Origin of the sequence: Glycomyces buryatensis (genome assembly GCF_004912275.1) — a bacterium.
GTDB classification, from domain to species: Bacteria; Actinomycetota; Actinomycetes; order Mycobacteriales; family Micromonosporaceae; genus Glycomyces; species Glycomyces buryatensis.
This window is the reverse complement of record NZ_STGY01000051.1, coordinates 42013-62757: the sequence shown is the minus strand read 5'-3', so window position 1 is coordinate 62757 and position 20745 is coordinate 42013. Positions and strand designations below refer to the sequence as shown.

The window sequence follows — 20745 nt, the reverse complement described above, 5'->3', positions numbered from 1 at the left end:
TTAGTTTCGGTACTGACAGTTCTATATAGTAGGACGATGTCGAAACCGAAGCAAGGGGTCGGCCGGCCCAGGGACGGTCAGATCGACCACGCCATCGCGCGGGCCACCCGCGAGGTGCTGGCCGAGCGCGGATACGGAAAGCTCACCGTCGACGCGGTGGCATCGAAGGCGGGCATCGGCAAGGCGGCCATCTACCGCCGGTTCGACACCAAGCAGGAAATGATCTTCGCCTCCACCGTGCATGACATGCAGGAGCAGGCACCACCCGACGCGGGATCGCTGCGAGCGGATCTCGAAGCCATCTGCGGAACCATTGCGACGCAGCTCTCCTCAGCCCCCGCGGACGTCCTTCATGGACTGCTCGCCGACATCCACGCGGACACTTCGCTGGGGGCCAGGTTCAACGCCACGTTCATCGAACGCGAGCAGGCCGCGCTCGACGAGGTCTTGGGCCGCGCGGTCGCCCGCGGCGAGTTGGCCGAACTTCCCGACACCGCCACGGTGCACGCGCTGGTCATCGGCCCGATATTCTTCTGGCTGCTGATTCTGATCGGCGACCACGATCGGCTGCCGACGCTCACCCGGATCGTCGCCGATACGGTCACCGCCGCGCTGATCGCCGGGGAGGCCACCGGAACAGCCTCGGACAGCTAGGGACGGCCTCCGACGCTAGACGGACGCCTTCCGCTCCAAGCGCGGCGCGATGAGCCGCTTCTGCGCCTCGGCCCTCGGCTCCGCGACCCGCTTGCACAGCATCTCCACCGCCGCCGCGGCGACGGCAGTCGGCTTGGACTCGACCGCCGTGAAGGACAGCACGTACAAGCCCGCCAGTTCCGCCGAGTGCAGCGAAACCACCCGGAGATCGGCGGGAACCTCCAGCCCGAGGTCGTTCAGCACGAACGGCAGCATCGCCACCGCGGCGTCATTGTGAATGAGCAGCGTCCGCGGATTCGCCGGGTCCGCCAGCGCGGCCCGCAGCGTCGCCCGCACCTGCGCGGGCCCCACCGGGACCGGCACCGGCACGAGCCGCAGCCCCCGCTCGTCGGCGCGGGCGTACGCCGCCCGTTCGAACCTGGTCGCGTAGGTGCTCCCGGCCGCGTACAGCTCGTCGGGCCAGCGCACGAACATCGCCTCGCGGTGCCCGTGCTCGGCCAGGTGGTCGACGAGCATGGCGGCCGCGGCCGCGAAGTCGAGGTCGACCGCGTCGATGCCGCGCGGGTCCTCCGGCATCCCCACGAGCACCGCCGGAAAACCGGACTCGCTGATCGGGTCCAGCCTCGGATCACCGTCGAGCACGTTCAGCAGGATGAGGCCGTCGACCTGGCGGCCGGCGATCGCCCGCCGTACCGCCTCGGTGCCGTCGGCCTCGGTCAGGAGCATCACGGCGTAGCCCTGCTCGCGGGCCGCATCCGACAGTGCCACAAGGTAAGTCGCCAGCGCGGGGCTGAACTCGGCCTCGTGGAAGCGGACGACGACGCCGAACGTCATCGTCTTGGACGTCGCCAGTGCGCGGGCCCCGGTGTTGACGGAGTATTCGAGTTTGGCGATCGCGTCCTCGATCCGGGCGCGCGTCTGTGGGCTGACGTATTTGCGGCCGGTCAGGACCGAGGAGACGGTGCTGCGCGAGACGCCGGCCTCGCGTGCGACATCGCCGATGTTGGCCATGTCGTCCCCCCCTTTTCACTCGATGCCATTCGCGCGGCTGAGTTTACCGTTTCGCGGATCTTGGGGCGGCCGACCGCAGTCGCCGTCGGCCGCCCCTCGCTGGCTCAATCGAACAGGCTCACTCGAACCGGCTCATTCGAACAGCGGCGTCACGGCCAGTCGATCCAGGTTCGGCGCGTACTGCGACCTCAGCAGCACGTCGGGCCACACGTCGGACGCGTAGCTCGTCCCGTCGAACTGCGGTTTCTCCTCGCCGTTGACGGTGATCGTGTTCGCTCCGGCTTCGAGGTCCACCGGGACCGTGAGTTCCCAGAAGTTGTTCTCGTGGAACGAATGCGGGAAGATCACTCGGATCGGCTCCGCCCCGTTCACCGAGACCAGCGCGTACCTCGCCACCGGGTCCGGGTTGTAGTGCGTCGCGGGCGACTGTTCCTCATTGGAGTAGCGGAAGGTCAGTGCGTACCGCCCTGCCCGGTCGACCTCGATGCCGTCGATGTGGAGTGAGTTCCCGTTGCCGGGTTCGCCTCCGATGCCGGTGACCGCCGCCCCGCCTGAGGCGAGGGAGAGGTCGGTGGCTTCGGCGGCGCCATTGGTCGTACCGTCCTCGGCCTCGTAGACGGCGGGTTCGAGGACGTCGCCCGGTTCCACGGCGAGGCGGTCGACCGTCAGGCCCTCGGCGCCGTGCACCACGATCTTGTTGATGCCGCCCAGGAGGAAGGCGTCGACGGTGCCGTCCGATCCGTTCGGCGCGGTTTCGCCGTTGACGTCGATTTCGGCCGTGCCGTCGCCGGTGGTGTCGAGTTCGAGTCTGGCGCCGGCGTCGTCGGGCGAGTAGACCCAGAATGTGGCCGTGGCGCCGTCCGGCACGGAGGCCGCGCCGGGGCCGGAGCCGTCGTGGTCCTCGTACACCGTGTTCGCTCCGCCTTCGAGCTCGGCGAATTCGGCCTCGTACACGTCCATCTTGTGGTCGGGGTTCGCCAGTGACAGGTCGATCTTGTCGACCAGGGTGTCGCCCGCGATGGCGCCGTCTCCCGCGATGCTGGTGGTGGACAACGTGATGGTGTGTTCACCGGCGTCGAGATCGACGTGGGTGTCGACGTGGTCCCACACCACCCACTTGTAGCCCAACGGCAGGAACAGTTCCTGCTCGGTCTCGGCGTCGCCGTCCACCGTGAGGAAGAGGTTGGTCGGGCCCTGTTCGGCCACTTCAGGATCGGTATTGAGGGTGCTGGTGAAGGCGCTGAGGTCGTAGGTGCCGTCCTGGGGCACGTTCACGTCGAATGCGAGCCCGTTCTCGGTTCCGGTCCGCATGCCGCCGACGTTGTATCCGCCGGAGGTGTAGAACTTGCCGACGTCGCCGGGCGAGCCCTCGGGGCCGTTGATGTTCAGTCCCTCGCCGACGAATCCGGCGTCCTCCGCCTCGTACGTCGCCTCCCATGTGGTGCGCGGCTCGGCCGCCTCTCCCGGCGTCACGGACGGCGTGAGGATCACCTCGTAGGAGGACTCGGCGTCGAGTTCGGGGAGGTCGCCCGCGCCGAATTCGAGTCGGGCCGCGCCATCGGTGACGGGCAGGTCGAGTTCGGCGATCGGGGCCGGCGCCGCCGAGTCGCCGATCTGGCCGCTCCAGCCGATCTCGCGGACGGCCGCGTGAACGGTGTCCCCGAAGACGTCCGTGGGGACATTGTCGAGTGCGACCGTGGAGGCTCCGTCACCGCCGCCGAGGAGCACGCGGGCCTGCCGCTGCTCGCTGTCGAGTGTGGCGACGCCCTGGAGGGTGTAGCTGGTTCCGGGCTGCGGCGGTGTGACTTCCACCGTGGAGCCGCTCATCTGGCTGTAGGCGTTCAGCAGCCACCACTGGCCGTTGGCCCGGTTGGCCTGCACGGCCGAGTCGGACAGGTTGCCGTCGATGTTCCAGTACGCGATGTCGCCGTACACTTTGGAGTCTTCGAGCGCGGAGATCCACTGGATCATCTGGCCAGGAACCGAAGTGTGGTAGTTGAAGGCGTATTCGCTGATATTGATCGGCAGCTCGGTGCCCTCGTGTTCGGTGCCGGCGAAGAACTCGGCCTCCCAGCCGCGGTACTTGTCGACGTTCGCCCGGATCTTGGCCGGGTCGGAGAGTTCGTGCCAGACCATCGCGTCGGGGACGGTCCCGGCCTCGATGGTGTGCTCCATGAAGCCGTAGACCTGGTCGTAGAGCACGCTGGTGTTCGGCCCGCCGATCCGCGCGTCGGGCAGGACCGAGTGGATCACCTCGTAGGCGCGGTCCCAGGCGGCGAAGTAGTCCTGCGGGTCGTCGAGCCAGCTGGTGCCGTTGTAGCTCCATTCGCCGGTGCCGAACATATTGCCCTCGGGCTCGTTGAAGGGCATGAACACGACGTTGTCGCGCTGCTCCTCGGGCACCGTGGCGACCTGTTCGGCCTGGTCCCGGATCTTCTCGAGGTAGATGTCGAGCTTTTCCTCGGGGGTGTCGCCCGGCCATTGGTAGGGGAAGCCGCGGTGGATGTCGGTCATGTAGACGTAGACGTCCCCATTGGACGACTCGACCAGGGGTCCGAGGACTTCGAGGGCATCGGCGCCGGGGTGCTGCGGGCCGTCCTGGGCCTTGGTCGCGACGGTCTGGAGGTCGATGCCGTCGATGAGGTTCTCGGAGGGCAGGCCCTCGTCGTAGAGGCCGTAGAGGGTTCCGGAGGCGCCGCCCAGGAAGTCTCCAGTCGGCTTGGCCAGGTCGACCGTGACGGCGTTCTCGAGCACCTCGACGGCCGCCGACACCGCCAGGTCATGGCCGATCACCTTGCCCGACACGGTGAACGAACCCGCCCGGGCGTACTGCTCGGCCGGAATCTCGTCCCAGTCGATGCCGACCGTGCGGCCGATGCCGTCGCTGAAGGACGCCGGGGCCGCGGCGGGCAGCTCGGGAGCCTCGCCCGCGAGTGTCTGTACCTCGAACTCGGCCTGGTCCAGCGATTCCAGCGCCGGCAGTTCGCCGCCGTAGATCTCGGCGACCTGCGCGGCATCGAATGCGGTGTCGTAGACCTGGAATTCATCGATCGCGCCGTCGTAGAACGGGTGCCCGCCCCAGAAGGCCTTGCCGATGAAGCCGGAGGTCGACCCGTTCGGGTCGTGCATCACCGCGTCGAGGTCGAGTTGCGCCGCGGTCCGGCCGACCTCGACGCCATTGAGGTAGTAGACGATCTGTTCACCGTCGATCGCTGTGACGGCCTGGACCCACTGCCCGGTCGGCAGCTTGCCGGTGCCCGAGACCCCGACCTCGCTGCTGCCGTTCACCGGCTTGATCGAGGAGCGGTTCTTGCCGTCGCTCTGGAACGAGGGCGTCGCGAAGGTGGCGGTGTCCTTGTCGCGGCCGAGGTTGTAGATCCATTGGAAGTCGGCGCCGCCGTCCCATCGCAGCCAGGTCGCGATCGTCATGCCCTCCAGGCCCTCGAAGAGTCCGTGCGGGACTTCGACATAGGGCGAGGTGGCAGAAGTGGACCCGCCGCCGGTCAGCTCAAGAGCGGAGGAGCCGTCCGTCCGGCCGGCCACCAGGGGCGCCCGCTCGGGATTGACGAGCGTGCCGTCCAGACCCGAGGGCGAGAGGTCGTCCACGGTCCCGCCGTCGACTTGTCCATCCTCAAAGGAGTAGGAGAGGATCAGGTGGTCGTCAAGGTCCGCTGCCGCAGCGGCATCCGCCGCCAGCGGGACGATGACGGCCGCGGCCATGACCGCCGCCGTCGCCAATCCCGTGGCCCGCATCGCCGTGGGCGCCCGCAGTCCCGCGGCTCTCGCGGCCGGTCGTCTTCGTACGTTCATTGCGCCTCGCTCTCATCGTTGAGAAGTCCGCCCGAAGCCGATGGAGGGGTGCTGCGTGGTCACGAATCATCCCAAAGCCCTCAGCGAACCGGTTCGCTGATCACCATACCGGCCCCAATCGAACCTGGCAAGACCATGAGCCGGGACCATGGGCCGAGGCGCCGACGAAAGCCGGCGTCTCACGTCCGAACAATGAATGGGCGATAGGCACGAAAAAACCCGACTCCCTCAATTGAGGAAATCGGGTTCTAACCGTTTTTCTATAGTAGCGGGAGGCGGATTTGAACCACCGACCTCCAGGTTATGAGCGGCCAAGACACAACTTTTCTTAACGTTGGACGGTGGCCGTTTTCCGGACTAATTTCCTTCCTCACCTGCTGTTTTGAAGCAAGTTCAGTGCTGAAACGCACTGAGCCAGATCGATCCGTACTGATCCGTCTGAGCAACAAAACTGCAACAAGGAAGGATCCCGGATGGGACGCTGCATCAAACGCACGAACGACAACGGCAAGCCCCGATTCCTCGCCATGTACACCGACGCGCAAGGCGAGCGCCGCTCCGCCGGCACCTTCGCCACCCGAAAGGAAGCCGACCAGGCATGGCAGGACGCCGAGGCCAAGATCCGAGCTGGCAGAGGCAACCATCTCACCCGCGGCCGGAAGCGGTTCCGCGAATACACTGAGGAGATCTGGCTGCCGAACCTCACCGTCGAGGTCAAGACCCGCGAGAACTACACCTACAACCTCTACGCCCACCTCATGGACTTCTTCGGTGAGAAGCAGATGGTCAACATCTACGCCACCGACATCAAGGAATGGCAGTCGCGCCTCAAGCAGCAGGGCATCACCGCCGCGAACCGGAAGAAGCTCAAGCAGCTCCTCAGCTCGATCCTGAGCGCCGCCGTCGACGACGAGTACCTCGGCGCGAACTCATGCATGCTCGTCAAGGGCGAGCGCGTGGAGAAGAAGCCGCTGGAGATCATCTCCCCCGAGCAGTTCGACGTCTTCCACCAGGCCCTGCCGGACGAGATGTCGAAGCTGCTCGTGGAGACGGCGATCGAAACCGGAATGCGCTGGGGAGAACTCACCGAATTGCGCGCCCAGGACTTCGACCCCGACCGCAGCGCCTTCACCGTCCGCCGCGCCGTCCTACAGGTCAGTCCCGCCTTCCACCCCGAAGGCAAGCGATTCTTCGTCAAGAACTACCCCAAGAACGGCAAATACCGCTTCATCAAGATCGCGGGCGCCCTCCGCGACAAGATCCAGTCCCACATCAAAGAGCACAACCTCGCCAAGGACGACCTCCTGTTCTGGTACACCGGCACCATCCCGACCAAACCCGAGAACACCACGACACCCGACTTCGGTCACCTCGGCTTCACCGAACCCAACACCGGCGGATTCACCTACGCCCACGGCACCATGAGCGCCTACACCGCTGGGCGCTGTCGGTGCGAACACTGCCGAGGTGCCATGGCCGCCTACCGGCGACGGCGCCGCGCGGGCGGCAAGGACCGACCCCGACAACGCCGCGTCTGGGACACCGACGGCCACATCCCCAACCAGTGGTTCCGCAACCAGATCATCAAACCCGCCCTCGCCGAAGCCGACCTCCCGGTCGACATCCGCATGCACCTACTGCGCCACGCCCACGCCTCATGGCTCCTCAACGGCGGCGCCGACCTCGTCGTCGTGAAAGAACGACTCGGCCACGGCAGCATCGTCACCACCGAGCGCTACCTCCACACCATCGACAACGCCGACGAGACCGCCCTGACAGCACTCGACAAGGTCCGCAAGCAGTACCGACCGGACGGCCATGAAACGACCGCTCCTGCCGCGACCACTGTCGAGGAGCTAGGCTTGCTGTCGAACGGCGAACTGTTCGGTCAGATCGCGAAACTACAGGCCGAAATGGCCAAACGGCTCGGCAGCGATGCCTGGGGAGCGGCGTGATGTGGCCCTTCAAACGAAGGAGGCCCGGCTCCGGGGCCGCACCGGAAAACAACGCATACCCGCATGCAAAGCAGCAGGTCGATTCTCCCAATCCCGCGTTCATCGAGGTGCTGCCGATCAGGCCGGGCCTGATCTACCCGGACCTGTTGCGGGAGATCGTCTGGGGCTCGAACCTGCGCGGCATCCTCTCGAAAGCCGATTGGGATCGGGTTCTCATCCCGGTCCGCGAAACCAGTGGCATGCTCTCGGTGAACTGCCGCTGGTGCTCCGGCATCTGCGTGCGGTCAACTGTTGGAACGATGTCGAAATCCGGCTCTCACTAGAAAATGCCGAGTTGCGCTTCGCATGGCGCCGGAAGTACGAGTGGGATCTCGACCTGTCCCTGATGACGGGCCAGATCCGTATCGAGGGCCATCCGAGGCTCGTGATCCCCGCCAAGGACCGTGCGCGGCTCGGCAACTTCTTCTACAAGCGCTGAAGCCGACTGCTGCCACACCCGCTATCGCGGGACAGAGAATGTCGCATTCGTTGTCCCCCAATAGCCTCAGCTTGCCCCGACCGACCGTAAGAGCTGGCGGCCGGCCCACAATGCCGACAACGGCAGTGCGGTGAAATCGGGCCCGAATGGTCTGAGCTGGTCGCCGAGGTAGATCACGTATCCGGCCTTGAACCGTTCGCCCAGGCGTTCCTTCATCCACCGCAGATGTTTGAACGCGTCATCGCGGACGGTCGCGGCGGCCTTGACCTCGATGCCAATGACGGTCCCGTCGCGGCGTTCGAGGAGGAAGTCGACTTCTCGGCCGTCGCGGTCGCGGAAGAACGACAACTCGGCCCGGACCGCGCTGGTCGCCAGCTGGCGGGTGAGTTCGGTGAACACGAAGGTCTCGACCAGCGGCCCGGCGAGTTCATGGCCGGGCTGTGCGAGCGCGCCGGGTTCGGCGCCGAGAAGCGCAGCGGCCAGGCCGGAGTCAGTGACGTAGGACTTCGGGGTCTTGACCAGTTTGGAGGTCAGATTCGTCGACCACGGCGGCAGATTGCCGGTGAGGTAGACGATGTCGAGGTAGCCGAGGTAGTCGCGAACTGTGGCGTGGTTGAGTTCGAGGCTCCGCGCGAAGTCAGCCATCACGAGACCCGACCCGGTCCGGGCGGCGATGAGTCGCAGCAGGCGCGGGATGAGGTCGGCGCGGCGGATGTCGGCGAACGCGGCGACGTCGCGGAGGACGACCGTGGAGACGTAACCTTCGAACCAGTCGCCCCGGAGGCGGGCCGACCCGATCCGGACGGCTTCGGGGTAGCCGCCAGCGCAGATCAGATCGAAATAGTCCGCGCGTTTCCACACGGAGGCAAGCGGCAAGGCGCGGAGCGCTTCGGGTTCGAACAGCAGCGCTGGTGCGTCGATGTCGGCTCGGGTCCGCTCTGCGGCGCTGAGGGGCCACAGGTCGACGAACACCGCCCGGCCCGCCAGTGACTCCGACAGGGTCGGTACGGTCAGGAACCGGGTCGAACCCGAGAGCACGAACTGGCCAGCGGCGTCGTCGAGGTCCACGAGGCGTTTGATGGCGATGAGCAAGTCATCACCGCCACGCTGTACCTCGTCGATGATCCGCGGAGACGCCCCGAACTCGGCGAACCCGGTCGGGTCGGCGCGCACGGTCTGCAGGGTGGTGGCATCGTCGAGGGTGTTGAACGTGCCGCCGCGCCCCTGGTGCAGCAGCCGCAGGAGCGTAGTCTTCCCCGCCTGGCGCGGACCGCCCACGATGACGATCCGGAAGGCGTCCAAGCGCTCGTTCAGTCCAGCGAGAGCGCGGCGGGGCAGCAGTGGTGACATAATCGAAGCGTATACGACAACATCCTCATTCAAGTAACAGATTTGTCGATGGATTGGCAGGAGGTTCGTCGATCTGACAGTCGTGAGTTCGTCGGATCAGTCTCCGTCTACGCCGCCTCACCGGCGATGGCTGATGCTCTATTCGGAAGGAGCCGCGCATGGAACGCACCGGCCCACTGAACGACCGCCAACTCGAGGCCCTGCAACTCGTGGGCTCTGGAGACGACCTCAGCAGCACCGAGCGGGAACCTCTGCGGATCACCGCGCGGGCGTTGGAGTCGCGTGGCCTGGTGTCCATCAGCAAAAGCACTGGGCAGTGGCGAGCGACGATCACCGCCGACGGGCGTTTCTACCTCGAGCACGGCTACCATCCTGACGCTCGCCGGACCTCGAAGGACTCGGGGCGAACGACGGAGGAGGCTCGCACCGTTCCCTCTCCCGGGAAGGCCGTAAAGCCCCGCAAGACCCGTGAGATCCCCACGGAGATCCCCCGGGACCGTCGCGCGGACGCCATCGGGCTGATCAATCGCCTGTCCTCGGAGCGCACCGTCCGCCTTCCCGCCTTGAGCGAATCCGAGTTCGCCCGATGGCGCAAGACCGTCGACCACGCCAAGCGCAACGGTCTCGTGCCGGAAGGCCACCACATCGAATTCATCGGCAGCGCCGACACCAGTGCGACCATCAGACTGATCGCCGCCGTCCACCCCAATGCCGCCCGCAAACACGCCCAAGGACTCGAGCCGGTACCCGTTCCGGAACGATTGCAGCGCCCCCACCCGGTCGTGGCCCGCCTCCGTGATGACGTCGATCGCCTGACCATGCCCAAGGATCTCCGTCGTCGCAGTCTGCTGATCTTTCAGGCGATCGCCTCGGCCGCCCACGATCGTGGGTGGAAGGTCCGCGACCAACCGGTCGACCAGCGCCACCACTACGGCTCCGGAAGCCGCCGCAGGTATGACCGCAGAGAGGGAGCGGTCCAGGTTGGGATCGACGGATTCACCTACGCGGTCACGATCGATCAGGAGTTCCCCCAATCCGAGAACCCGATCAAGGCCAAGAACCTGAAGCTCGAATTGCCGTACTCCAGTTACGGCCAGCACAAATGGGCCGACCGCAAGACGATGACGTTGGAGGATCGCCTACCCGAAGTCATGGATGGGCTCGCCAAGAGCGCTGCAGGGGACCGCAGAAGCGCTATCGCCGCGGAGAAGGCCAAGGTCGAGCGGCAGCGTCAGTGGGAGACGGTCATGGCCAATGCGAAGGTTCAAGCCCTGGAGCACCACTACGCTTCCGCGCTCGAGCAGCAATCTCAAGCGTTCGAACGCTTCAAGAGGCTCACAGCGTATTGCGACCTACTTGAGGAGCGACTCCAAGAAGAGGAGGCCGACCACCCCGACAACGATGCTGCACGGCAGTGGCTGGCATGGGCCCGCACCTTTGCCGATTCGACCGATCCGCTCCGAACACTGCCGGCAATGCCGACTGCTCCAGAGTTCAAAGCCGAGGATCTCAAACCGTTCCTGGGCCGTTGGAGCCCTTACGGTCCCGAAAGCAGTTACGGCCGGAGATGAACGTCCAAATCGGCCCACCATGCACACCGGAGCTGTGAGTCCACAATTGGTTATGATGGCCGGCATGGCCGACACCCCCGACGCCTACGAGCAGATGTCCTTGGCTCGACTGCGTCAGATTGCCGAGAAACGCCCCGTCCGAAACTTGTACCTGCGTAAGGCCGAACTCATCGATGAACTCCGGACCTTGGATCAGCGGGTGGCGAACGGTGAGCCCGAAGATCATGTCGCTCACGCCTCCTGGAAGGTGGACCGCTCGATCGAGAAGTTCCGCGAGCATAGCCTTCAGGAGGGCCTCGACGAAGCGGAGCGCCGGATCAGAGACCTGCTGGAGCGACCCCAGCACAGTGCGTCGTTTCAGGCGGGTGTGCGGGCGGCGATCGCGGTCATGCGTTGGAAGGAAGGCCCCAGCGACGAGGACTGGGGCTCCTACGTCGACAGGCTGGCCGACCTGCTGTCACCCCTGGCATGGGCGGGGTGGGAGATCCCGGAGTCCTACGACAGCGATTTCGATTTCGAGCACGGGCCCTTCCTGTTCGGGTTTCTCACCCGCACGAACATGGTCATCACTGTCGGGTACGAAGTCAACGGCAACCGCCTGACGCTGGGACCCGATGAAGCCGTCAGCTTCGATTCTGACCTCGACATGCTTGACGATGTACTCGAGATCCACCCCAGCCCCGGCGGCGAGGGCCGTGCCGAGGTCGAAGCGATCGCAGGAGCGCACGGGCTGCTCGACCCCACACGACTCAAAGCCGCTGAGACCAGCGACGTGAGCACCGAGAAACTCCTCGGCCAGCTCTATAGCGAATTCGTGTTCGCTTCGGCGCAGCGGTCGAGCGGACTGCCGATCGAAACGATCCTCGACGACGCATCCCTGAAGCCGTACCTGGGGTTGGCCTGCTTCACCGCCGGCCACGGAGTGGTGCCGGACCTGGTTCCCAGCGCCGTAGCGCTCGGGATAGCCACATGGTGCTGGCGCAATAACACCGCTGTCGAGGCGCATCATCTACCCTCGGACGTCCTCATGGCCCGCGTGAACATCGCAGCCACTAAGGCGGTGCAGGATCTCATCGACCCGTATGAGGGCGTCGACTGGGAAGCAGTGGAACAGGCCCTGACAAGTGAGACCTGGCAGCTTGCAGACGGGCGCAGGATTTCAGCCTTGTTCGGTGACGGCTGGAATGAAGTAAAGCGAACGGTCCGCGACCAGGTCCGGTCCTGGAGGCGGCTCGATGAGGAAGTACTCGGTCCCGAAGCGACCATGCGGCTCTTCAGCGTCGGCGGCGCGACGAGCTACTCCGACCGGTGGTGGGGGCAGGGGCGGTGGACTGGGATCTGTCGGCGGGTCATCCTCGACGCGCAAACTGCGGGAATCCCACTGCCGTCCCCGTTCGATGAGCAAGGAGCGGAGTCGTTCATCGACGCCGCCGCCGACCCCGACAACTTGACAGATGCGGTCCTCGACTGGCTCATCGAAGTGCCGCCGCACGGTACCGCTGAATCGGACGGGCTCCGCTTTCACCAGGCGGCTCGGCCGATAGTCCGCGAGTTTGAACTCTTCGAGTTCACAAGCTGGGGTGATTCGGAGGACGACATCGAGCAGACGTAACGCTGCTCGGTCCGCCAGATCGGCCAGTAGCCTCGGCATGAGGCGTTCCTCCATGACAGCGCGGCCTCGGGTTCGCATCGCGTCGGTGAGTTCGTCGTCCCAGGGGCAGGCGGCTTCGCTGCCGTTCAGCTCGATTCCCGCTTCCGTCTCTCGATAGTCGCCGGCGCTCATGCGCCATGGAGTGGCCCTCGGATAGCGCTGCAATGCCGTGGCGCAGATTCGCAGTCCGGTCCAGTCGAAGTCGTTACGCCAGTGGATATTCGCTGTGTCGCCGGCGGCGAGGAGCCGGTGTGCGGCGGCGGAGGGGAATCCTTCGGTGCAGATCAGGGGCGGGCAGTCCGGACCGAGGGCACGGGCGGCTTCTCGCAGGATGGCGGGGTTCTCGGTGACGAACAGTTCCCGAGCATCAACGACAAGGGGCGCGAGTCGCAGTTGATGCAGGGTGATGCGCATCGGGATGCCGACTGCGGCCGCTTCAGTCAGCCACCGCCCTACCAGTCCCCCTTCGGCGGGCACGTTGAGGACGAGGACTTGGCTCGCAAGGTCGTCGGGCACGACGCCGGCCCATTCGAGGAGATCCCGTTCGGCTTCAGCTCCTCGCGGCGGGGTCATGCCACTCCAGGCGGCCAACGCGCTCATGAGGAGCGACCGGGTTCGTCCATTCGCGAGTGCTTTCGTGTCACCGAGGACGCGTTCGGCGAACGCGGGGAGCGGTTCATCATCGGCGGGCAGGGCGTCGAGTGCCGTGCAGATGTCGGTCAGGTTCCTGCCTTCGGTGACGAGTCGGGTAAGGCCGCCGCTAGTGGTGAGCTTGTCGAGCCAGGCGTCATACCAGAGGCTGCCGTGGTGTCGGCTTCGCTCGGCGGCGGTTCGGATCACGGCGACGGCGATTTGCCGGATTTCCGCTTCGGCACGTCGATCGCGGGGCGCTGCTCCGGTGACCGACGTGATGGTCTCGGTCAGGTCCATGCCGTGTGCGACGGTGAAGTAGGCATCGAGGTCGGCGAGTGCGACGCGGATGCGGGCAACATCGGTGTCACGGTGTTTGCCGGTGACGCCGATCAGGAGGCGGCGTTCGGTTTCGGTCGGGTCGCTGATCGAGATGGTGCGGCTGCCGCGTTCAATGCCGGCGCGGGCGCTGGTCAGGATCCGCATCCATCCTGGACTGTCGATGGGTCGGTTCACGGGCGGTCTCCGGATGGGACTCTACGGGTTTCGGGGGAGCCGAGCGCGGCCGCGAGGGTGCCGTCGGCGTCGTATTCCTCTTCTTCGCCGTTCCAGACCATGAGAACCGATGAGACGGTGTTGTCGAGCGCGGAGTGGGCGAGGTCGTAGTGGGCGACGCCTGGCACGGATTCGAAGGTGGCCCATAGGTCGAAGCCGGTCATGAACAGTTGCAAGTCGAACTGGCCGGCCAGGCTCATGAGTTCGGATCGGCCTTGTTCGTCGACGCCGGCGAATGCTTCGTCGAGAGCAATCATGCGGGGCGCATCGTCGCGGGCGGAGGCGAAGACGGCGTTGGCGGCGGCGAACAAAGGCAGGTGGAGGGACACGGACTGCTCGCCGCCGGAGAGCAGGGAGTGGATCGATCGGGTGAGAGTCTGCGTCTTACCTCCCGGCCGGTACAGCGTGAACGAGAAGCGCCGCCAGCGCCGGTAGTCGAGGACCTCGGCCATGAGCTCCCGGTAGGGGGTCTCGGGGGATTCGGCCCGGGCTTGCTTGATGCGGTCGGAGAAATGGCTTCGCAGTTCGGCGAATCTGGGCCCGAGCTGTGCGGGCGCGCTGTCGAAGATCGCGGCGATTTTCCGCTGCTCGTCGTCGATGCGCTTGTCGTCGAGGGTCCAGGAGACGCCGACGGTGAGTCCGGAGGACATCTTCCTGGTGCGCATGTGTTTGTCCATGTCGCGCACGAGGTCTCTGGCGTCGATGACGCGGTCGTGGATCTGGAGGGCGAGTTCGGTGAGGAGGGTGTCTTCCAGGACCCGTTGTTCGGCCTCGGAGAGCAGCGCTTCCTGTTCGCGAAGTTGCGCGCGTATGCGGTCGGCGAAGTAGACGACGGGGGCGAGGCCTTCGTCGTCGGCGATCTTGACGACGAAGACGCCTTCTTCGGTGTCCCATTCGACGCGGTAGTCGAGTCCGGAGGCGGGGAGTCGGTCCACGAGGGACTCGAGGGATCGGCTGAGTCGGGTGGCGCTCTGCTTGAGCGAGTTCTCGGTGGGGGTGAGGCCTTCGGTCGCGACTAGAATGGCCTGGTGGAGTGCGGTGACGGCCTGCGGCAGGTCGGCGCTTTCCTCGGTGCGTGTTTCGGCAGGGGGCCAACGTAGGTCGGTCGGGCATCCGAGGAGTTTGAGGCGGTCGGGTTGCGCGAAGGGCCGCAGCCGTAGTGCAGTGGCGGCGGCTTCAGCGGCGGCGGTCGCGACGTTCGATTCGGCGCCGGTGTGCCGTTCTTGGAGTTTGGCGTGTTCGCGGTCGGTGTTCTTGGCACGTTGTTCGGCTTTCGCGGCTGCTGCCGCGGCTGCTTTGATGGCCTGCTCGGTGGCGGCGATCCGGCGCAGGATCTCGTCGGCCTCGGCTCCGGAGGTCTCTTGAATAGACTCGTATTCGGCGTTGACGAGGGCCCAGCGCTCGGCGGCCTCTTCGAGATCACCGTCGGCGGTGTCACGTTCCTCGGAGGCGCGGCGGAGGTGCTCCTCGGCTTCGGTGATCCGGGCGCGGGCGCCGTCGGCCTTCGCGCGCTCGGAGCGGTGCTTGCCTGCGGCCGATTCGAAGCGTTGCACGTTGGCGCGCACGGTTTCGAGGCGGTCGGCGGGCAAGGCGCGTTCGGTGCAGACGGTGTGCAACCGCTGAGCGGCCTCGCTTTGCATCTGGATCGCGTCATCAAGAGCTCCCTTGGCACGTTTGACCGCCCGGTGCTTTTCGGCAGCGATTCCGGCGGCGGTCGCGGCCGCCTGGACCGCGGTGAGCAGCGTCCCTTGGAGAGGGAGGTTGTCGAGCGCGGCCGCGAACCGAGACAGGAGCCGGGCGGTGGCCTCGATCCGGGAGGTCACCTCGCCGAGCCGGATGGCGAGTTCGCTGAGCCGCGTGTCGATCTCGTCAATACGGGCGGCACGTCGGGCAGCTCTGGCGGAGGCGCCGATGAATTCGGGTTCAGGCTTGGTGTACCGGCCGAGGAGCACGGTGTTCGCGAATCGGCCCTGGCGGTCGATCGCGGGCCCGAGCCCTGGACTCGCCATGTTGTCGCTCACCGCTATCGAGGCAAGGATGTCGGTGATCATGGAGTGCGGGAGCGGCGCGTCCGGCTCGGGAACGAGGTAGTCGGCGAGGGTCAGTCCCGCCGGTCGCGCGGACGGCGACAGGGGCCGCAGATGAACGTCGGATTCGTCGCCGCCGGGGCCCTCTGCGCCGATCCAGGCGTCAATGACGCCTGCCGCTTCCAAGGCAGCTTCGATGGCGGCCTCGTCGGCTACGTCGATGCCTTCGGCGAAGTCCACCGCCCGCCACAGCGGTGCTCCGGGCTGCCCTGTGCGGTCGGCGGTTCGTGTGCGCGGCGCCGGTGGTGCGTCGTCGTGCTCAGCCTCGATCGCGGCGCGTTCGGTGCCCAGTCCGGCCGTGTCGGCTTCGATCGCCTCCTTGTCGTGGCGGTCGCGTTCCTGTCCGCGAAGTCGGCGGTCCCTGGCGTTGGCGGTGAGCTTTTCGGCGGCGTGGCGCAATCCGCGGCTGTCCGGGTGGCCCAGTTCGGTGACCGCCGCGTCCAGTACCGGGCGCACGGAGCCGATGCCGAAGTCGTCGAAAAGGCCGCGGTGTTCCTCGGCCCATGTGGCGGTGGCCTCACGGAGTCGGTCGCGTTCGGTCTCGACCGCGACGGACGCATTCTCCGCGGTCTGCTCGGCCTGTTCGGCTTCTCGTTCGGCTTCGCCGTGGCGCCGTTCGGCGCGCTCACGTTCGTCCACTGCGGTCTGCAGATGCCGCCCGGCGTCTTCCACTGCCGTGATGTCGCTGCGTCGTTCGATGAGTGCGACCTCTGCGGCGCGGTCGGGGTCAGCGGTCTCGGCTTCCCACGTGATGCCCGACGCTTCCGCGGTGGCCATCATGTCGGCGGCGTGCCACTCGACGGCCGCTGCAATCTCGCTGAGCGCACCGCGGCGATGCTTGACCTCGGTTTCGCTGTCGGTCTCCCGTTTCCGGGCGTCGGCGGCTCGCTTCTCGGCTTTGCTGCGGGCGGTCGCCAGGTCGCCGACTCGGGCGCGCAGCTGGTCGAGTGTCGCGACCGACTTGTACGCCTCGTTCTCCTTCAATCCGGTGAGGACGCCGCGGAGGCGTTCAGGCTCGCCGCGAAGTTCCCGGTGTGCGGCCTCGGCTTGTTCGGCCGTTGTTCTGGCGGCTTCGACGGCTTCGGCAAGGTCTGCGAGGTCGCCCCGCGCTGCGGTGCTGGTGTCGAGACGGGTGGCGACGTCGAGTGCGGCCGCTCGGGAGTGGGTGCGCAGGTAGGTCGTATACACGCCGAGGAAGTCGGTGACGGCCTCGTCGGCGTCTTTGAGGCCTTCCAAGACGGCGGCGACCTGCTCCATGTCCTCGAAGGACCGGGCGGCCTTGGCAACAAGCCGATCGTCGAGCGGCCTGAGCCCGGCCGAGAGTGTGTCCGACAGGTCGTCGGGTTTGAGGTCCTTGGCCAGTTGCGGGCGCCGCAAGGTGATCACGAGATCGAGCATCTGCTCGTACCGGTCCTGGGCGAGTCCGAACAGAGCGGCGTTGACTTTCTCGCGGTGCTCGCGGGACGTGTCCACCACGGATTCCGCGCCGAGCGCGTCCGTCAACTGCTTCTTGGACAGGGGCCGGTCCTGCTCGTCGAGAAGCCCGAAATCGACCCCGATCCGGCCTCGTGTGGTGAAATGCCAGCGTGGCACCTTGTCCTGGTGTCGGTGGCCACGAAGACCGATGCCGATCGTTTGGTAGGCGCCATCGCGTTCGAACTCCATCCAGACGTAGCCCTGGTTGACCTCCTGGCCCCGGTATAGCAGATTCGACTTCATTCCGCGGTCACGGCTAGCGAACGGGTTGAGCCGGGCAGCATCGATGCGGCCGTCAAACAAGAACGGGAACAACAGCTCCAGTGCCTTCGTCTTTCCCGATCCGTTGGGGCCGCGCAGGACCAGCCAGCCGTCGACGAAGCTGAACTCCTCGTCGCGGTAGTCCCAGAGGTTGATGATGCCAGCCCGGGTCGGCCGGTAGCGCTCGGTCATCGGTTCGCCTTCCCGGTCAGAACAGGGTCTCGTGCCGCGGTTTGAACTCGGCCACGGTGTTGCGGTAGCGGCCGGCCGCGGGCTCGACGAGCACACCGCCGTCGACGCGCCGCGCCAGTCCGAACCTGGTGAGCAGATCGACCGCTTCCCAGCACAGCCGGGCGGGGTTGGCGTGCCAATCTGCCCCGAATGCTTTTCCATAGCGCGCCAGGATCATCACTGTCGACTGCTGGAGGAACGCGTCGGTGACGAACGGCGCGTCGGCAGCGGGCCCGCGGGATGATTCGACGGCGTCGGCGTCGTCCACAGTCAACGTGTCCGGAAGGTCCACTCGGGAGCCTGCGGGAAGGGCACTGTCGATCCGGGACGCGAGGCGCTCCGAGGCGGACGCTGCGGGGTAGGCGACGGTCCGCACCGGATGATCGGGGTCGGCGGCCGCGTCGCAGGCCTCCACCGAGAGCAGGATCGCCGCCTGCGCTACCGCACCGGTTCCCGGGAACTGCTCGACAGAGAACCGCACCGTGTCGATCAAGGTGACTCCTTCAGCCCTGCGCTCCAGTCGAAGGCCCGTGAGCCGCTCGATGTCGGCGGCGAACACCGGGGAGCGCAGATGGTTGGCGACGCTGTCCGCGCAATCGTGGAAGTAGACGACTGGGTTCTCGACTACTGCGCGACGGGCGGCCCGCCCCGCTTCACGGCGCCGTTCGTTGTCGCTGCGTGCTTCGGGTCGGACATGCAGGTCCTTGACGCCGGTGATCGACTGCAAGGTCCTGCCCGGCCGCCAGAGCGCGAAAAGCGCATCGCGGTCGACGTCGTAAAGGGCCTCTCCAGTATCCGGGTTTGCGGCCCATGAGCTGGTCGAACCGTCAGCAACGGTGACGACGCCCCGTTCCTCAAGCCAGGTCACCGCGTCGTAGAACGCCCGTTTGTGGTTGATGTCCTGCTGGTCGAAGCCCAAGCCGTCGATGCGGGAAGCGTCGGCGCCGACGGAACGGGCCAGTTCACTCACCATTGTCTGAAGCCCGGCCCGGCCCAGGACGGCCAGCGTGAGAGCGAGGTAGGCGTAGCGTCGCCGGTCGAAGATGCGGGCAGGGCCGCCGCCCTCGGGTTTGACGAAGGCGGAGCGGGCGTCGTCCAGTGTGTCCTTGGCTCGGATGAGCCGGGCTATTGCTCCACGAAGTTCGAGCCGGTAACCGAAAGCCTCGGCGAGATCGGCTCGCAACGTCACCGCGTATTTGCGAACCTGCGGGAGCGCCTTCGAGTCCGGGTGGTTCTCGGTGATGTACCCGTGCTTCAGCAGGAGCCGGAGCGCCCGCTGGTATTCGTCGAGTCGCCCATCGGAGACCGCGGTCGCGAAGCGGCTCATCGGCGGCCTCCCGCCGTGATCGTGAGGCGAACGCCGTCGAGGTGCAAGGACCCGGACTTGCAGGCGACGGTCGTCCGGCCTCCAAGGTCGGGTTCGAGTCGCAGCCGGATGCCATGGGCGGTGGCCGAGATCGGGTGGTTCAGGGGGCCGTTCCGGGAGGCCAGCGCCGCGTCAAGCAGGCGCAGCAGTAGCGCGGTCTGCGCCTCGGTGAGGACGGGGCCGGCGAATCCGTCACGGGTCTGCTCAACCAGTTCGGCCGCAGCGGCGGTCCGTCTCGCGTTGTCCGTGAGTTGACGTTCGCGCAGACGTCGGCGTTCGGCGTCGTTGCGCTGCAGCTTGCCGGCGTTGCCGTTCCGGCTGCCTGGTTCGCGTCCTTTCTCGGTCAGGGTTCGTGACAGCTCGACTGCCGGAGCATCCCACCAGGACTTGGCGGTCGAGATCGCCTCGTGGTCCTCGTGGGCGACGCTGAGATGTCGAGGTCCCCCGAGCCCGAACACCGCGTCGAACAGAGCGTGGGCCGCTCTTTCCGTGGGCGCGGCATTGAGCCAGGCGGCGAGGTGCCGCAGCTGCGATTCCCGGCTGACGCCGCCACGCGTCGCCTCGGTCAGCCGGCGGAGCATCGAGGTGATGTCGCCGATGGCGGTCACAGTGGCGTCGGCGAGCCGCCCGGCCTCGCTGCGGCCGCCGACCGACGAAGGGGCCAGCCACGATTTGAGGCCTTCCCAGCGGTGGTTCCAGTCTTCGAGTCGCTCACCCATCGACGTGAACAACCGGTCGTCGGCGTCGGCGGCGTGCTGGATGAGCTGGTAGGGGCCGGTCTGTTCGACCTTCATGACCGCTTCGGCCAGCAGCGGCGAATAGAGTTGCAGCTCAGTATGGAAGTCGCGCAGGTGGGTGAGCAGGGCGTCCTTGTGCGACAGGAAGATCTGCGGAGAGGCCTCCTGCGTGCGGGCAAGGTCGGCGAGCATCGTGTAAAAGCGCGCGGCGCGATCGACAATGTCCGCAAGCGCTTTGTCGAGCCGGTTGAACCTGCTGTACACCTCGATGGAGTCGCCTGAGGCGTTGGCCGCGGCCAACGCCTCCAGGTCAGCGAGGAGCTCTCGGAACACGGTCCGGGACAGGCCCTCTTCACCGACACGAGCGTGGATCACCCGCTCCACCGCCTGATGGGCGATCCATCCGGCTTCGGTGAAGCAGTAGACCGAGTGGCGGTTGCGGTATTCCGCGAGCGACGCCGCGCGGGTGGCGTCCTCGGTGCGGTCAAGGACTTTCCAGTCATGGAGCTGGTCAAGTTTGACCAGGAGGTCGAGTTCGGCGGGGTCGGGGCATTCGGGATGTCGTTCACACAGCTGGAGCAGCGCCGCCGCCACTTCTTTGTTGGACAGGACGACTTGGTAGCCCGTGCGAGCCGACTCCATTGCCAGGAGGATCCAACGGTAGGCGGCCCGGTCCGGGCTGGAGGCGTAGGAGAACAGGCGCATGCGATCGTCGAGCTCGATCGCGTCGAGCCCGAAGGCGGCTCCGGCACCCTCTTCCATGGCCACACTCCGCAGGCAGTATGCAACACTCGGCCACCCACGTTACCCCGGGAAGTAGCGAAGGTGTGACCGAGCTGTCGGGGACTGATCCCGAGCCGACTGCAGAAGCGTGGAAGAGCCCTCCACGAGCTGTTGTTCTTCGGATGGGCAGACCAGTCTT

General features: G+C 66.4%; 12 protein-coding genes and 1 pseudogene. 6 read left to right on the top strand and 7 right to left on the bottom strand.

The window, feature by feature from the left end:
- The first annotated feature begins 36 nt into the window (after nt 1–36).
- Nucleotides 37–654, top strand: a complete 618-nt coding sequence (locus FAB82_RS13115; protein ID WP_211116574.1) for a TetR/AcrR family transcriptional regulator — start codon at nt 37–39, stop codon at nt 652–654.
- 15 nt (nt 655–669) lie between these two features.
- On the opposite strand, the gene FAB82_RS13110 is transcribed toward FAB82_RS13115, so the two are convergent.
- Nucleotides 670–1665 carry a LacI family DNA-binding transcriptional regulator gene (locus tag FAB82_RS13110; protein ID WP_136534983.1) on the bottom strand — a complete coding sequence of 332 codons (996 nt, stop codon included), beginning with the start codon at nt 1663–1665 and terminating at the stop codon, nt 670–672.
- A 132-nt stretch (nt 1666–1797) separates the two neighbouring features.
- Complete coding sequence (locus tag FAB82_RS13105; protein WP_136534982.1) at nt 1798–5475, bottom strand: LamG-like jellyroll fold domain-containing protein; 3678 nt, start codon at nt 5473–5475, stop codon at nt 1798–1800.
- A gap of 473 nt (nt 5476–5948) precedes the next feature.
- Here FAB82_RS13105 and FAB82_RS13100 point away from each other — a divergent pair, with 473 nt between their 5' ends.
- The 3 genes from FAB82_RS13100 to FAB82_RS27120 are packed head-to-tail and all read left to right on the top strand — an operon-like array spanning nt 5949 to nt 7908.
- A complete protein-coding gene (locus FAB82_RS13100) occupies nt 5949–7430 on the top strand; it encodes a tyrosine-type recombinase/integrase (RefSeq protein WP_136534981.1) in 1482 nt (493 codons plus the stop codon).
- The gene (locus tag FAB82_RS13095; RefSeq protein ID WP_136534980.1) at nt 7430–7753 is read left to right on the top strand and encodes a hypothetical protein; all 324 of its coding nucleotides are present in this window, start codon (nt 7430–7432) and stop codon (nt 7751–7753) included. The genes FAB82_RS13100 and FAB82_RS13095 overlap by 1 nt, the downstream gene beginning before the upstream one ends.
- Nucleotides 7754–7764: 11 nt before the next feature.
- The gene (locus tag FAB82_RS27120; RefSeq protein ID WP_168801581.1) at nt 7765–7908 is read left to right on the top strand and encodes a hypothetical protein; all 144 of its coding nucleotides are present in this window, start codon (nt 7765–7767) and stop codon (nt 7906–7908) included.
- 66 nt (nt 7909–7974) lie between these two features.
- Here the strand turns inward: FAB82_RS27120 and FAB82_RS13090 are convergent, their stop codons facing one another.
- Nucleotides 7975–9258: an ATP-binding protein gene (locus FAB82_RS13090; RefSeq protein ID WP_168801580.1), complete on the bottom strand. Its 1284-nt coding sequence runs from the start codon at nt 9256–9258 to the stop codon at nt 7975–7977.
- A 158-nt stretch (nt 9259–9416) separates the two neighbouring features.
- Here FAB82_RS13090 and FAB82_RS13085 point away from each other — a divergent pair, with 158 nt between their 5' ends.
- A complete protein-coding gene (locus FAB82_RS13085) occupies nt 9417–10829 on the top strand; it encodes a hypothetical protein (RefSeq protein WP_136534979.1) in 1413 nt (470 codons plus the stop codon).
- Nucleotides 10830–10893: 64 nt separating this feature from the next.
- Entirely contained in the window at nt 10894–12441 is a 1548-nt protein-coding gene (locus FAB82_RS28000; protein ID WP_246039631.1) for a hypothetical protein, read from the top strand.
- Between the two features lie 75 nt (nt 12442–12516).
- Here FAB82_RS28000 and FAB82_RS28880 read toward each other — a convergent pair.
- The 4 genes and pseudogenes from FAB82_RS28880 to FAB82_RS13060 all read right to left on the bottom strand — a co-directional run.
- Nucleotides 12517–13596: pseudogene (locus FAB82_RS28880) on the bottom strand (TIGR02679 domain-containing protein); the annotation flags it as partial.
- A gap of 26 nt (nt 13597–13622) precedes the next feature.
- Nucleotides 13623–17681, bottom strand: a complete 4059-nt coding sequence (locus FAB82_RS13070; RefSeq protein WP_136534976.1) for a TIGR02680 family protein — start codon at nt 17679–17681, stop codon at nt 13623–13625.
- A gap of 16 nt (nt 17682–17697) precedes the next feature.
- A complete protein-coding gene (locus tag FAB82_RS13065) occupies nt 17698–19047 on the bottom strand; it encodes a DUF2398 family protein (protein WP_136534975.1) in 1350 nt (449 codons plus the stop codon).
- Nucleotides 19044–20585 (bottom strand): TIGR02677 family protein, encoded by a 1542-nt coding sequence (locus FAB82_RS13060; RefSeq protein WP_136534974.1) that lies wholly within the window; start codon nt 20583–20585, stop codon nt 19044–19046. The genes FAB82_RS13065 and FAB82_RS13060 overlap by 4 nt, the downstream gene beginning before the upstream one ends.
- Nucleotides 20586–20745 lie beyond the last annotated feature (160 nt).

Bases quoted from the DNA above. Each gene is read 5' to 3' on its own strand.
- FAB82_RS13115 (WP_211116574.1), top strand. From the start codon at position 37: ATGTCGAAACCGAAGCAAGGGGTCGGCCGGCCCAGGGACGGTCAGATC.
- FAB82_RS13110 (WP_136534983.1), bottom strand. From the start codon at position 1,665: ATGGCCAACATCGGCGATGTCGCACGCGAGGCCGGCGTCTCGCGCAGC.
- FAB82_RS13105 (WP_136534982.1), bottom strand. From the start codon at position 5,475: ATGAACGTACGAAGACGACCGGCCGCGAGAGCCGCGGGACTGCGGGCG.
- FAB82_RS13100 (WP_136534981.1), top strand. From the start codon at position 5,949: ATGGGACGCTGCATCAAACGCACGAACGACAACGGCAAGCCCCGATTC.
- FAB82_RS13095 (WP_136534980.1), top strand. From the start codon at position 7,430: ATGTGGCCCTTCAAACGAAGGAGGCCCGGCTCCGGGGCCGCACCGGAA.
- FAB82_RS13090 (WP_168801580.1), bottom strand. From the start codon at position 9,258: ATGTCACCACTGCTGCCCCGCCGCGCTCTCGCTGGACTGAACGAGCGC.
- FAB82_RS13085 (WP_136534979.1), top strand. From the start codon at position 9,417: ATGGAACGCACCGGCCCACTGAACGACCGCCAACTCGAGGCCCTGCAA.
- FAB82_RS28000 (WP_246039631.1), top strand. From the start codon at position 10,894: ATGGCCGACACCCCCGACGCCTACGAGCAGATGTCCTTGGCTCGACTG.
- FAB82_RS13070 (WP_136534976.1), bottom strand. From the start codon at position 17,681: ATGACCGAGCGCTACCGGCCGACCCGGGCTGGCATCATCAACCTCTGG.
- FAB82_RS13065 (WP_136534975.1), bottom strand. From the start codon at position 19,047: ATGAGCCGCTTCGCGACCGCGGTCTCCGATGGGCGACTCGACGAATAC.
- FAB82_RS13060 (WP_136534974.1), bottom strand. From the start codon at position 20,585: ATGGAAGAGGGTGCCGGAGCCGCCTTCGGGCTCGACGCGATCGAGCTC.